Source organism: Streptomyces sp. NPDC033270, from assembly GCF_055576575.1.
In genome coordinates this window covers 74346-87208 of record NZ_JBVIRA010000033.1, presented here as the reverse complement: position 1 = coordinate 87208, position 12863 = coordinate 74346, and the positions used below count along the sequence as shown (strand labels likewise).

The window sequence follows — 12863 nt, the reverse complement described above, 5'->3', positions numbered from 1 at the left end:
CCCCCCCCCCCCCCCCCCCCCCCCCCCCCCCCCCCCCCCCCCCCCCCCCCCCCCCCCCCCCCCCCCCCCCCCCCCCCCCCCCCCCCCCCCCCGCCACCGGTCCCGCCATGTGCCGTACCGGCCTACTTCACCGTCCGTGCCTACCTCACCGGTGTGAAGTCCCGCGCCCCGATGTACTCCGGGCGCCGGACCGGGGCCGCGAACGGCTCCACCGCCGCGTTCTCCACGCTGTTGAAGACGATGAAGACGTTGCTGCGCGGGTACGGGGTGATGTTGTCGCCCGAGCCGTGCATGGCGTTGCAGTCGAACCAGGTCGCCGAACCGGCCCTGCCGGTGAACAGGCGGATGCTGTGCTTGTCCGCCATCTTCGTGAGGACCTCGTCCGAGGGGATGCCCGCGTCCTGCATCTGCAGGGACCGCTTGTAGTTGTCCTTCGGCGTCTCGCCCTCGCAGCCCACGAAGTGCTGGTGCGAGCCGGGCATGATCATCAGGCCGCCGTTGGTGTCGTAGTTCTCCGTCAGCGCGATCGAGACCGACACGGTGCGCATGTTCGGCAGACCGTCCTCGGCGTGCCAGGTCTCGAAGTCCGAGTGCCAGTAGAAGCCGGAGGCACCGAAGCCGGGCTTCACATTGATCCGCGACTGGTGGACGTAGACGTCCGAACCGAGGATCTGACGGGCACGGCCGACCACACGCGGGTCGGAGACCAGCTTGGCGAACACCTCGCTGATCTTGTGCACCTCGAACACGGACCGTACGCTCTGCGACTTCGGCTCGACGATGGAGCGCGGGTCCGCGCGCATCGTCGGGTCGAGCACGAGCCGGTCCAGTTCGGCGCGGTACACCGCGACTTCCTCCGCCGTCAGCAGTTCCCCGATGGCGAAAAAGCCGTCGCGTTCGAAGTCGCTCAGCTCGGACGGCGCGAACGGGCCGGCCGCTCCGGGCTGCGACCACACCACCGGGTCCTTCCGCGGGGTGATCACCTCAGCGGCCCCACGGGTCGGGTACAGGTCGGCGGTGCGCTCGGGTGCGGTGGTCATGGTGTTGCCTTCCTCTCCTCTCGTACGGAATCTGGCTCTGTGTGCGCGTGGTGCCTTCCTCGGCTCTGCCGGACGGGGCAGGTCGGGTGACGCCTCAGACCGCTTCGGGCTCGGTCTCGGGTTCGGTGAGAAGCGGGTAGACCCCGTTCTCGTCGTGGTCCTCACGGCCGGTGACCGGCGGGTTGAAGACGCACAGGCAGCGGAAGTCCTGCTTGATCCGCATGGTGTGCTTCTCATGCCCGTCGAGGAGGTACATCACGCCGGGCGTGATGGTGTGCTTCTCGCCGGTCTCGTCGTTGGTCAGCTCGGCCTCGCCCTCGACGCAGACGACGGCCTCGATGTGGTTCGCGTACCACATCGACGTCTCCGTACCGGCGTACAGCACGGTCTCGTGCAGCGAGAAGCCGACGCGCTCCTTGGCGAGCACGATGCGCTTGCTCTCCCACGTGCCGGACGCTGCCTTGACGTGGCGGTCGGTGCCTTCGATGTCCTGGAAGGATCGGACGATCACGGTGAGTCGGTGCCTTTCTGTGGAACGGTTAAGGAACTCTGAGCCGGTCAGGCGCAGTCGCGGACCGCGCGGGCGAGGGTGCGAAGGCCCTCGTCCAGCTCCTCGGGGGTGGTCGTCAGTGCGGGCAGCAGCTTGACGACCTCGCTCTCCGGGCCGGAGGTCTCGATCAGCAGACCCAGCTCGAAGGCGCGCTTGGCGATCTTGCCCGCGAGGGGCTTGTCGATGCACTCCAGGCCCCACACCAGACCGCGGCCGCGGTACTCGGCGATGGCCTGGGGGTGCTCCTCGACGATGGCCTTCAGGTGCGCTTCGACGATCTCACCGCGGGCGAGAGTCTGCTTCTCCATCTGGCCGTCGGCCCAGTAGGTGTCCAGCGCGGCGGCGGCGGTCACGAAGGCCGGGTTGTTGCCGCGGAAGGTGCCGTTGTGCTCGCCCGGCTCCCAGATGTCCAGCTCGGGCTTGAACAGGGTCAGCGCGAGCGGCAGGCCGTAGCCGCTGATGGACTTCGAGACGGTGACGATGTCCGGCACGATGCCCGCCTCCTCGAAGGAGAAGAAGGCACCCGTACGGCCGCAGCCCATCTGGATGTCGTCGACGATCAGCAGCATGTCCTGGCGCTCGCACAGCGCGGCGAGCTCGCGCAGCCACTCGACGCGCGCGACGTTGATGCCGCCCTCGCCCTGCACGGTCTCCACGATCACGGCCGCGGGCTTGTTCAGGCCGGAGCCCTGGTCCTCCAGCAGCCGCTCGAACCACAGGAAGTCGGGGGTCTGCCCGTCCAGGTAGTTGTCGAACGGCATCGGGGTGCCGTGCACCAGCGGGATGCCGGCGCCGGCCCGCTTCATGGAGTTGCCGGTGACCGCGAGCGCGCCCAGCGACATCCCGTGGAAGGCGTTGGTGAAGGACACGATCGACTCGCGGCCCTTGACCTTGCGGGCCAGCTTCAGCGCGGCCTCGACGGAGTTGGCGCCCGTCGGGCCCGGGAACATGACCTTGTAGGGCAGGTCGCGCGGCCGCAGGATGATGTTCTGGAACGACTCCAGGAACGCCCGCTTGGCCGTGGTGGACATGTCCAGGCCGTGGGTGATGCCGTCGCGCTCGATGTAGTCGATCAGGGCGCGTTTGAGTACGGGGTTGTTGTGCCCGTAGTTGAGCGAACCGGCGCCGGCGAAGAAGTCGAGGTAGGTGTGCCCGTCCTCGTCGGTCAGTCGGCTGCCCTGGGCGCGGTCGAAGACGGTGGGCCAGCCACGGCAGTAGCTGCGCACCTCCGACTCCACGGTCTCGAAGACGCTCAGATCGGGCTGGGTGATGGTCACAGCATGCTCCTGGGAGACGAGTGCGAAGGATGAGGAAGTCTGTGGGTGGGGGGCTGGGCGGTGCCGGCGGTCTCAGAGGGTGATGCCGGATCCGTGGGGCCGCTGCGGCGTGGTGGCCGCGCGGCCCGGGGCGCTACTGCCCGGGGGCCGGTGGAGTGAACGGGCCTATGAGGTGCAGCACCTCCGGCTCGTGGCCCTGCTCGGGGAACAGCCCCGCGTCGAAGAGCACCTCGCGCTTCACGGGCACGCGGTGCCGCTCGGCGAAGGACGCGAACAGCCGGTTGGATGCCGCGTTGTCGGGGGTGATGGTGGTCTCGACGAAACGAATGCCCAGCTCGTCCACGGCCCGGGTGGTCAGCCCGTCCAGAAGCGCGGCCGCCAGGCCCTTGCCGCGGTGCGCGTCGTCGACGGCGATCTGCCACACGACAAGGGTCTCCGGGCGCTCGGGACGGAGGTAACCGGTGAGGAACGCGGCCGGCTCGCCGTCCGCGTCGCGGGCGACGACGGAGGTGGCGGCGAAGTCGCGACACCACAGCAGGTAGCTGTAGGACGAGTTGAGGTCCAGCACCCGCGAGTCGCGGGCGATGCGCCAGATTGCTGCTCCGTCCTCCACCCGTGGGGTGTCGAGCTTGAAGCCCTCCGGAAATTCTCCGATATCGCTGCGGGCACCTGCATGGTCTGCTTGTGCGGCGGTCATGGGAATTAAATTTACCCAGGGAAAAAGGAAATTGCATCGCGAGCAGGGGTTACACAAGCGCCCGGGATGTGTTATCGCGCGGGGGCGCCCGAGCGCGCGATGCCGTAGAAGGTTGTCCCGATTTGACCAGGAGGTTCGGGGTGAAACGGACACCCTGTGTAGTCGGTCACAGCTCCGTAACAGCCGCGAGATGCGTCCGAATTACGGTATCTGACGCTAGCGAAATCTTGGCGTTTGAGCTGCGGAAAAGCGGGCAGAAGAATACGGAAGGCTATGCGTACAAGAAATTGGGAATTCGCCTTCAGTGGCCCTGCTGGAAGCCAGGAAACCCGCCCGGCAAGGCCGTGGCAAGACTCATGACAACGGCTGCAAGAACCTGCAGCCGGTTTTGGTGAAACGTCCGGCGAAACGTCGGTGGAATCCGTCCCGGAAGGGTCCGGCCGGGCCTGTCGCCGCGGCCCGGACAACCACTTGGCCGGCCCTTGGCCGCGGCTCGCCCGCCCGACCGGACAACCGCTCGGCCGATGCGCGACCACCCCGGCCCGACCGCCCGGTCGGGCCGCCTAGAGTGCCGGTATGACGTCCATGAGCGAAGGTGCGGTGCTGCACCTCAAGGGGAGGGTCCTCGTCGGGCCGGACGACGTGCGCGACGAGCTGTGGGTCGTCGGCGGCCGGGTGACGTTCGACCGGCCGGCCCTGGCACGCGATGCCACCACGGTCGAGGGCTGGGCGCTGCCGGGCCTGGTCGACGCCCACTGCCATGTGGGTCTGGACGCGCACGGCCCGGTGGACGCGCCGACCAGCGAGAAGCAGGCGCTCACCGACCGTGACGCCGGCACCCTGCTGATCCGCGACGCCGGGTCGCCCTCCGACACCCGCTGGATCGACGAGCGCGACGACCTGCCCCGGATCATCCGCGCCGGCCGCCACATCGCCCGTACCAGGCGCTACATCCGCAACTACGCGCATGAGATCGAGCCCGAGGACCTGGTCGCCTACGTCGCCCAGGAGGCCCGCCGCGGCGACGGCTGGGTCAAGCTCGTCGGGGACTGGCTCGACCGCTCCACCGGCGATCTCTCGGCGTGCTGGCCCCGCGGCGCGGTCGAGGCGGCCATCGCCGAGGCGCACCGGCTCGGCGCCCGGGTGACCGCCCACTGCTTCGCCGAGGACTCCCTGGCGCCGCTGGTCGAGGCCGGTATCGACTGCATCGAGCACGCCACCGGACTCACCGAGGACACCATCCCGCTCTTCGCCGAGCGGGGCGTCGCCATCGTCCCCACCCTCGTCAACATCGCCACCTTCCCCCGGCTCGCGGACGGCGGCGCGGCGAAGTTCCCGCGCTGGGCGGACCATATGCGACGCCTCCACGCGCGCCGCTACGACACCGTGCGGGCCGCGTACGACGCCGGCGTGCCCGTGTTCGCCGGCACCGACGCCGGGGGCTCGCTCGCCCACGGCCTGGTGGCCGACGAGGTCGTCGAGCTGACCAGGGCCGGGCTGCCCGCCGTGGCCGCGCTGTCCGCCACCACCTGGGGCGCGCGGGACTGGCTCGGCCGTCCCGGCCTCACCGAGGGCGCCCCGGCGGACCTGGTGGTCTACGAGAGCGACCCGCGCGAGGACGTACGGGTACTGGCGGCGCCCCGCAGGGTGGTGCTGCGGGGGCAGGTCGTCGGCTAGCGGCACCTCTGGGTGTGCGGTCCGAGGGGCCGGGGCCGGTCGGGCTCCGGCCCCTCGCCGTGCGCGGCCGGACGGCGCCGCCTGCGGCGTCGACGGCGTCAACGGTGGCGCCCTGGCGCGGCGGGCGGGTGAACCGCGCCGGTCAACCCGGATCACCCGGTCGGTGGGGCGGCTGTGACGCGGGTGATGCACCGTGCCGCGGGAATCGAATGAAGGCGCGAAAACCACCCATTGGGATGAACTAACCTCGCGTGGCTGCCTGTTCACCCTCGGTGCGGACACGATGTGCGGGTCGAGGTCGCCGGCCCGCGTGATGTCCCCCATTGGCGCGGTCGGCGGCTCCATTTCTCTCGTGGGGGTTCCACACACGTGTCCACCAGTCCCACCTACTTCTCCGGCATGCCCAGGCGCCTCGCCGCGACCGTCGTCGCCACCGCACTGACGGCCGGCTCCGCCGTGCTGCTCGGTGCCGCCCCCGCGCACGCAACCGGAGACCACGGCTCGACCCGCGGCACGGCCGGCGCGGTCGTGCTGCGCACCGGGCTGAACGTCGGTCTGCTCGACAAGGCGGCCGACGTCCCGCTGAACGTCGTCCTGAACGAGGTGCGCGCACCGGCCTCCGCCGAGAAGACCGCGCTCAGCGTCGACCTCGACGGCGTCGACAAGGGCAAGCCGTTCAGTGTGCTGCGCACCGACGTCGCCACCGCACGGGCCACCGCCGACCGCCGCAGGTCCGAGGGCTACGCCAACCTGGTGCACGCCAAGGTCCGGCTGCCCGGTCTGCCGCTGCTGTCCCTGATCGAGGTCCAGCAGGTCACCGCCAAGGCGGTGTGCGAGGCGGGCGAGCGGCCCCGCGCCGAGTCCCATGTGCTGGGCGACGTCCGCGTCCTGGGCAAGAAGGTCACGCTCACGGCGGGCGGCACGACCGAGGTCAAGGTGCCGGGCGTCGGCGACGTGCGGCTCGACCTGTCCAAGAAGAGCGTCGCCGACCGGAGCGCCGCGGCCACCGCGCTCGAACTGAACGTCTCGGTCAATCCGTTGAAGCTCAACGTCGCCGACGTGCGCGGCCGGGTCACCCTCGCCCGGGCCACCTGCACCGCCCCGCACGGCAAGACGCCCGAGCAGGGCGGCTCCGGCGGCAGCGGCGGCCCGTCGCAGCCGGACGGCGGCAGCAAGCCGGCCGGTGGCAGCAAGCCGGCCGGCGGCGGCACCGAGGTGAGCCAGGCCGGCTCCGGGGCCGACTCCCACAACCTCGCGGAGACCGGCGGCAGTTCGGCCACCTGGTTCCTGGCCGGTGGCGCGGCCCTGCTGCTCGCCGCGGGCGCCGGATCGACGGTCTACGCACGCCGCCGCCGCGCCGCCGCACCGCAGGGCGGCCGCGGCTGACAGCCCCGTACCCCGTGCCGGTGCTGTGGGGGCGCCGTGCGGGGTACGGCCCGGGGTGCGCCGTTACGTGCCGGAGGCGGCGCGTGACGGCGCACCCCGCCTGCCGTGCGGCCCGGCCGCTGCCGGCTCAGCGGCCGGCCGGGGCGGCTGGGACGGCCGCTGTGTCCCCGGCCCGGCGGTAGTGGTCGAACTGGGTCACACCCTGATAGCCGTAGCTCTCGGGGTGCAGTTCGTGCAGGGCGACGCCGCATCGGGCGAGCGGGCCGAGGAGGTCCGACAGCAGCGCCCCGGCCCTGGCGATGAAGGCGGCCTTCTCCGCGGCGCTGTTCGTGCCGAGGGTGAGGCTCGCCTCCACGTGCGCGTCGCGGCCGCCGGTCAGGGGCCTGCCGGCGACGAAGTAGCTGCCGGCCGGAACCGGGTTGACGTGGACGATGGTGCGCGCCGCGGACTTGCCCAGGGCCGAGACCGCCAGCCCGGTCAGCCCCTCGGCGAGGGCGCGCTGGACGTCGGCGGGGAGGTCGGGGTCGGTGACGGTCACCCGGAAGTACGGCATGGCTCTCCTCGGCAGATGCTGGGTCCGCGTCCGCCCGGTCGGGCGGCACGGAGCAAGCCTCGCCAACCTGGCACCATAGATCCAACGCATGGATGTCATAGGTATATGAGGGCGCCGCATGACCGTGAACCTCGCCCAACTGAGGGCGTTCCTCGCCGTCGTCGACGCGGGCGGCTTCAGCGCGGCCGCCGCCGAGCTGGGCCTGAGCCAGTCCGCGGTGTCGCACGCCGTCGCCTCCCTCGAACGCGAGCTGACCGCCCCGCTGCTGGTCCGCGCCACCCCGGTGCGGACCACGGCGCTCGGCGAGCGGGTCCTGCCGCACGCCCGCATCGCGCTGTCGGCGACCCGGTCCGTGGAGCAGATCGCGGCCGACGCCGGCGAGACCATGACCGGCACGGTGCGGCTGGCCTCCACACCGACGGTCTGCCAGGGGCTGGTCCCCGGCCTGCTCCGGCACTGGCGCGAGGACCAGCCGCGGATCACGGTGCGGGTCTTCGAGGGGGACAGCGCCGAGGTGGCGACCTGGCTGGAGGAGGGGACCGCCGATGCCGCCGTCCTGATCGACCCCCCGCCCGGCCCCGGCATCCAGCTCGCCATGGACGGCTACCGTGCCCTGCTGCCGCGCGACCACCCCCTGGCGGACGAGCCGGCCGTCGACATCCGCGACCTGGAGGACGACCAGTTCCTGATCTCGCCCAACGGCTGTGAGGCCCGCATCCGCACCATCCACAGCCTGGCCGGGCTGCGCTTCACCCCCGCGCACCGGGTACGGGACCTGGCGACCCTGATCAGCATGGTGCAGGCCGGTATCGGCGTGACCGTGCTGTCCGAGGTCTCCCGCTCGCTGATCCCCCCGGATCTGGTGCTGCTGCCGCTGGAGCCGCAGACCTCGCGCCGTCTGGTACTGAGCGGACCGCAGTCCCGCCCCTGGCACCCGGCGGTCCGCACCCTGGCGGAGTCGGCCGCCGGACATCTGGCCCGCCTCGCCTCCGCGCCTCCAGGACTGGCGCAGCAAGCGCCTTAGGGCCTGTCCGAGGGTCCGGGTCGGACAAGCCCTAGCCCCGCCCGAGGACCTCCGCCAGCGCCGCGGCGAACCGGTCCGTCGTCGCGCGGTCCCGTACCGCCAGCCGCAGCCAGTCCGGGCCCAGGCCGGGGAAGGTGTCGCCCCGGCGCACCGCGAAGCCGCGCTCCCGCAGCCCGGCGCGTACCTCCGCCGCGCCCGGCAGCCGGATCAGCACGAACGGGCCCGCCGCCGGACCGGCCACCCGGATCTGCCCGAACTCGCCCAGCCGGGCCAGCAGATGGGCCCGGTCCGCGGCGATCTCCTCGGCCGCCGCGGCGGCCTCCGCCAGCGCCCCGGGCGCGCAGCACGCCTCGGCGGCGGCCAGCGCAGGGCTGGAGACCGGCCACAGCGGCTGCGCCCGCTCCAGGGCGGCGACGGTGTCCGCGCCGGCCAGCACATAGCCGATCCGCAGCCCCGCCAGCCCCCAGGTCTTGGTGAGACTGCGCAGCACCACCAGCCCGGGCAGATCCGTGCGCGCGGCCAGCGACTCCCGCTCGCCGGGCACCGCGTCCATGAACGCCTCGTCCACCACCAGCGTCCGGCCCGGCCGCGCCAGCCGCGCCAGCACCGCCGCGGGGTGCAGCACGGACGTCGGATTGGTGGGGTTGCCGACGACGACCAGATCCGCGTCCCGCGGCACCGCCTCCGGATCCAGCCGGAAGCCGTCCCGCTCGTCGAGCAGCACCCGCCCGACGTCGTGCCCGGCGTCCCGCAGCGCCGCCTCCGGCTCGGTGAACTGCGGATGCACCACCACCGGCCGACGGGCCGGCAGGGCCCGCGCGATCAGGACGAACGCCTCCGCGGCGCCCGAGGTCAGCAGCACCCGCTCGGCGGGCAGCCCGTGCCGTGCGGCGACCGCGCGGCGGGCCGACCGTCCGTCCGGGTAGGCGGCGAGACCGTCCAGGGACGCGGCGATGCGGTCCTTGAGCCAGGCCGGGGGAGTGCCGGTGCGGACGTTGACCGCCAGATCCGTCAGCCCGGCGTCCGCGCCCCGCACCTCGGCGTCGCCGTGATGCCGCAGATCGGGCTCGGGGGACGGGGCGTTCGGGCCGGGCTCGCGCAGCCCTACCGACTCGGTGGAAGCGGACATGCTCACCGTTCCCCGGCGCGCGCCGGCACCGCGGCGGCGGCCGGCCACGCCGCGCCGCCCGCCAACGTCTCGCGGTAGCGCTCCATGACCACCTCGGCCACCTCGGCGCCGGTGCCGATCGGCTGCGCGCCGTACACCTCGGTGTCGGGATACGCCGCGGCCCAGCCCTCGGTCTGCATGCACAGCCGCTCGAACAGGCCACCGGGGAAGAAGAAGTACGGCAGGACCACGATCCGGTTCGGACCGTCCGCTCCGGGCGCGGTCGCGGCCAGCGCCCGGCACCGGTCCAGGCCCGCCGGCACATCGGGCGCCGCCTGGGTGACGAACGCGGTCTCCACGCCCGCGAAGCCGCGCCCCTCCCACAGCAGCCGCGCGGCCCGTGCGACCTCGGCGTTGGCGTAGGGGTCGCTCGACCCGCGCCCCACCAGCAGCACCGTCGTACGGGCCCGGTCCTGGGGCCGGCGGGTGCCGCCGCCCAACGCCTCGTCCAGCCGCTGCTCCAGCGCCTGCAGCAGCCGGGGGTGCGGGCCCGGCTCGGCGCTGCAGGCGAAGCCCAGTCCCGGGTGGCGCACGGCGGCCCGCTCCAGTGCCTCGGGCAGCGTCGAACCGCCCGGCCCGGTCGGCGTCAGCAGCAGCGGTACGGCGGCGACGCGGGTCGCGCCCCGCTCGGCCAGCTCGTCGACGGCGTCGTCCAGCGGCATCGGCGCACCCGGCAGACCGAAGAACCCGCCGGCGACGAGCAGGTCGGGGTGGCGCGCGGCGAGCAGGTGCACCAGGGCGCGGAGGGCCTCGGCCCCGTCCTCGTCACGGGTGCCGTGACCGGCGATGAGCAGTGCGGGAGGGGTGGTCACTGGGTCTCCTTGGTGCCGGTGTTTCGCCGTCGGTGCTTCGTCGCCGATGACCCCCGTCCGCCGGCCCGGGCCACGGCGGGGCGGGCTGAGGGGGGTCATGACGATATCGGCACCCGTGAGCGGAGCGGTGGCCGCTCCCTACCTACCAGCGGTAAGCACACCGTTCTCCGTTACTGCCGGCGCCGCGAGCGCGCAGGTGGCACGGGCCGGCCGGCCGGGCGGCGCCGACTTCCGCTTGCCCGCCACCAGTTCGGCGCCCGGCCCCGCGGCCAGCAGCGCGGCCGCCTCGGCCACGCTCGGCGTGCCGACGGCGGCGGCCGCGGCCGGGGACGGATGCGGTACCCGTACGGCCGCCAGCGCCGCCGCCGGGAACGACAGCAGCGGCACCCCGAGCCGGCGCGCGGCCCCGGTCAGCCCCGGCTCGGCGGCCTTGGCGGCCACCGTCGCCAGCGCCGCGACCGGCCGGTCCGCCAGCCCCGCCGCCGCCCGTGCGGCCGTGATCAGTTCCAGCACCTCGCCGACCGGGACGCCGCGGCTCGCGCCCACACCGGCGATCAGCGGCGCACCGGGCCCGCCGGCGCGGTCGGCCGCCCGGCGGCTCACGGCGCGCCGGCTCCCCGGCCGAAGGCCACCAGGCCGTGCCGGCCCTCAAGGACCGCGGTGAGCTGCGCGGCCGGGCCGGCCGCGATCGGCTCACCCGGCCACCGCACGCCGAGCGCCGCCAGCGCGTCCCGGGCCGCCCCGGGGTCGGGGTGCGTGGCGCGCAGCGAGACCAGGGGGACCCGGGGCAGTCCGCTGCCGGACGGATGCGGGGCCTCGCCCCAGTCGAGCAGGAAGGGCGTCAGGCCCCGGGCCCGCTCCGGGGGCGTCAGCTGCCAGGCGATCCGTGCGCCTTCGGGGGTCCGCCGGGCCATCGCCGTCGGATCGCCGGGGTCCGCGCCGCGGGCCCGGGCCTCGGCGACCCGGTCGGCGATCCCGGTGACCCGCACCGCCCAGGTGACCAGCCGTGGCCCGGTCAGCGCGTCGATGCCGAACCACCGCGGTCCGGCCGGCGCCGGCTGCTCCGGGTCGGGCCCGACGATCTCGAAGTACGCCCCGCCGCCCAGGTCCAGCAGATGGTTGCGGGTGCCCCGGCCCGGATGGCTGCCGCCGCGCACCGGACGCACACCGGTCAGCTCCGCGACCTCGGCGACGGTGCCCTCCAGGTCGGGCGTGGCATAGACGAGGTGGTCGAGGACGGCGGGTGCCCCGGCCGTACCGGCGGCCCCCCTCACCGCGCGGCCCCGTACGCCGCCGCGCCCCGCGCCGCGCTCGTCGCCAGCCGTCCGGCCAGCGACGGCTCCGCCGCCCAGTGCACATGCAGATACGACGCATGCACCCCACCGGTCACAAAGCCCTCCACCCGCCGCTCGGGGTGGGTCAGCCCCCACGCCGGCTCCGCACCCGCGCCCGGTTCCAGAACCGTACGGTGGAACTCATGGCCGCGCACCCGCGTCCCGGCCGCGGCCAGCGCGTTGTCCCGCAGCGCCACCGCCTCCCGGTAGCCGAGGGTGAGCCGCTCGGTCATCCGGGCCTCGGCGGGCAGCACCCCGCACATCGGCTTCCCGTCGATCGCGCGGGAGAGGTACAGCAGGCCGGCGCACTCGGCGGACACCGGCGCCCCGGAGGCGGCCAGTTCGGCCACCGCGGCGCGCAGCGGGGCGTTCGCCGACAGATCCGGCGCATACACCTCGGGGAAGCCGCCGCCGATCACCAACCCGTCGGTGCCGGGCGGCAGTTGTTCGTCCCGCAGCGGGTCGAAGGGGGCCACCTCGGCGCCCGCGGCGGCCAGCAGCTCGGCGTGCTCGGCGTACGAGAAGGTGAACGCGGCGCCGCCGGCGACGGCGATCAGCGGCGTCTTCGCGGCGCCGCCCGCCGCCCCGGTGCCCGTCGCCGCCACCTCCGCCGCCGGATCCCACGGCGCGTCCGGCAACTCCGGCACCGTACGGGCCAGCGCCAGCAGCGCCTGGAGGTCGCAGCCCGCGCGCACCCGTGCGGCCAGTTCGCGCACCGACGCAAGCGCCTCGGCCCGCCGTTCGGCGACCGGCACCAGCCCCAGATGCCGCGACGGCGTACCGGCCCGCCCGTCACGGCGCAGCGCGCCCAGCACCGGCACCCCGGAGGAGTCCATCGCCTCCCGCAGCAGCGCCTCATGGCGGTCCGAGCCGACCTTGTTGAGGATCACCCCGGCCAGCCGCACCTCCGGGTCCCAGGACGCGAAGCCGTGCACCAGCGCGGCCACCGACCTCGACTGCGAGGACGCGTCCACCACCAGCACCACCGGCGCCCGCAGCAGCTTGGCGACCTGCGCCGTGGACGACAGCTCGCCCCTCCCCGACGCCCCGTCGAACAGGCCCATCACGCCCTCGACGAGCGCGAGATCGGCGCCCGCCGCGCCGTGCAGGAACAGCGGTGCGATCCGGTCCGGCCCGCACAGATAGGCGTCCAGGTTGCGGCCGGGGCGGCCGGTCGCCAGGGAGTGGTAGCCGGGGTCGATGTAGTCGGGACCCACCTTGTGCGGCGACACCGTGAGCCCGGCCTCGGCGAACGCCGCCATCAGGCCGGTGGCCACCGTCGTCTTGCCCGCGCCCGACGACGGCGCGGCGATCACCAGCCGTGGAATCGACCCGTTGCTCATGC

The 12863-nt window shown here is 73.8% G+C and carries 13 protein-coding genes; 3 read left to right on the top strand and 10 right to left on the bottom strand.

Going from position 1 to position 12863, the window contains the following annotated elements; translation table 11 throughout:
* Positions 1–140 precede the first annotated feature (140 nt).
* The 4 genes from thpD to ectA all read right to left on the bottom strand — a co-directional run bounded on the left by thpD (position 141) and on the right by ectA (position 3564).
* The gene (gene thpD, locus ACZ5XZ_RS34235; protein ID WP_468985359.1) at positions 141–1040 is read right to left on the bottom strand and encodes an ectoine hydroxylase; all 900 of its coding nucleotides are present in this window, start codon (positions 1038–1040) and stop codon (positions 141–143) included.
* 94 nt (positions 1041–1134) lie between these two features.
* Positions 1135–1551, bottom strand: a complete 417-nt coding sequence (locus tag ACZ5XZ_RS34230) for an ectoine synthase (protein WP_468985357.1) — start codon at positions 1549–1551, stop codon at positions 1135–1137.
* Between the two features lie 47 nt (positions 1552–1598).
* Complete coding sequence (gene ectB, locus ACZ5XZ_RS34225; protein ID WP_468985355.1) at positions 1599–2867, bottom strand: diaminobutyrate--2-oxoglutarate transaminase; 1269 nt, start codon at positions 2865–2867, stop codon at positions 1599–1601.
* A 133-nt stretch (positions 2868–3000) separates the two neighbouring features.
* Positions 3001–3564 (bottom strand): diaminobutyrate acetyltransferase, encoded by a 564-nt coding sequence (ectA, locus tag ACZ5XZ_RS34220; RefSeq protein ID WP_468985353.1) that lies wholly within the window; start codon positions 3562–3564, stop codon positions 3001–3003.
* A 585-nt stretch (positions 3565–4149) separates the two neighbouring features.
* On the opposite strand from ectA, the gene ACZ5XZ_RS34215 reads away from it, so the two are divergent.
* The gene (locus ACZ5XZ_RS34215; RefSeq protein ID WP_468985369.1) at positions 4150–5241 is read left to right on the top strand and encodes an amidohydrolase family protein; all 1092 of its coding nucleotides are present in this window, start codon (positions 4150–4152) and stop codon (positions 5239–5241) included.
* Between the two features lie 399 nt (positions 5242–5640).
* Positions 5641–6627, top strand: a complete 987-nt coding sequence (locus ACZ5XZ_RS34210; RefSeq protein WP_468985367.1) for an SCO1860 family LAETG-anchored protein — start codon at positions 5641–5643, stop codon at positions 6625–6627.
* Positions 6628–6754: 127 nt separating this feature from the next.
* On the opposite strand, the gene ACZ5XZ_RS34205 is transcribed toward ACZ5XZ_RS34210, so the two are convergent.
* Entirely contained in the window at positions 6755–7180 is a 426-nt protein-coding gene (locus ACZ5XZ_RS34205) for a tautomerase family protein (RefSeq protein ID WP_468985351.1), read from the bottom strand.
* Between the two features lie 118 nt (positions 7181–7298).
* Between ACZ5XZ_RS34205 and ACZ5XZ_RS34200 the strand changes: the two genes are divergently transcribed.
* Positions 7299–8204: a LysR family transcriptional regulator gene (locus ACZ5XZ_RS34200; protein WP_468985349.1), complete on the top strand. Its 906-nt coding sequence runs from the start codon at positions 7299–7301 to the stop codon at positions 8202–8204.
* 31 nt (positions 8205–8235) lie between these two features.
* Here the strand turns inward: ACZ5XZ_RS34200 and cobC are convergent, their stop codons facing one another.
* From cobC to ACZ5XZ_RS34175, 5 genes are all read right to left on the bottom strand, one after another.
* Positions 8236–9333 (bottom strand): Rv2231c family pyridoxal phosphate-dependent protein CobC, encoded by a 1098-nt coding sequence (gene cobC, locus ACZ5XZ_RS34195; protein ID WP_468985347.1) that lies wholly within the window; start codon positions 9331–9333, stop codon positions 8236–8238.
* Between the two features lie 2 nt (positions 9334–9335).
* Positions 9336–10184: a sirohydrochlorin chelatase gene (locus tag ACZ5XZ_RS34190; RefSeq protein ID WP_468985344.1), complete on the bottom strand. Its 849-nt coding sequence runs from the start codon at positions 10182–10184 to the stop codon at positions 9336–9338.
* Between the two features lie 138 nt (positions 10185–10322).
* Positions 10323–10787 (bottom strand): cobalamin biosynthesis protein, encoded by a 465-nt coding sequence (locus tag ACZ5XZ_RS34185; protein ID WP_468985342.1) that lies wholly within the window; start codon positions 10785–10787, stop codon positions 10323–10325.
* Positions 10784–11458 carry a VOC family protein gene (locus ACZ5XZ_RS34180; RefSeq protein ID WP_468985340.1) on the bottom strand — a complete coding sequence of 225 codons (675 nt, stop codon included), beginning with the start codon at positions 11456–11458 and terminating at the stop codon, positions 10784–10786. The genes ACZ5XZ_RS34185 and ACZ5XZ_RS34180 overlap by 4 nt, the downstream gene beginning before the upstream one ends.
* Positions 11455–12861 carry a cobyrinate a,c-diamide synthase gene (locus tag ACZ5XZ_RS34175; RefSeq protein WP_468985337.1) on the bottom strand — a complete coding sequence of 469 codons (1407 nt, stop codon included), beginning with the start codon at positions 12859–12861 and terminating at the stop codon, positions 11455–11457. The genes ACZ5XZ_RS34180 and ACZ5XZ_RS34175 overlap by 4 nt, the downstream gene beginning before the upstream one ends.
* Positions 12862–12863 lie beyond the last annotated feature (2 nt).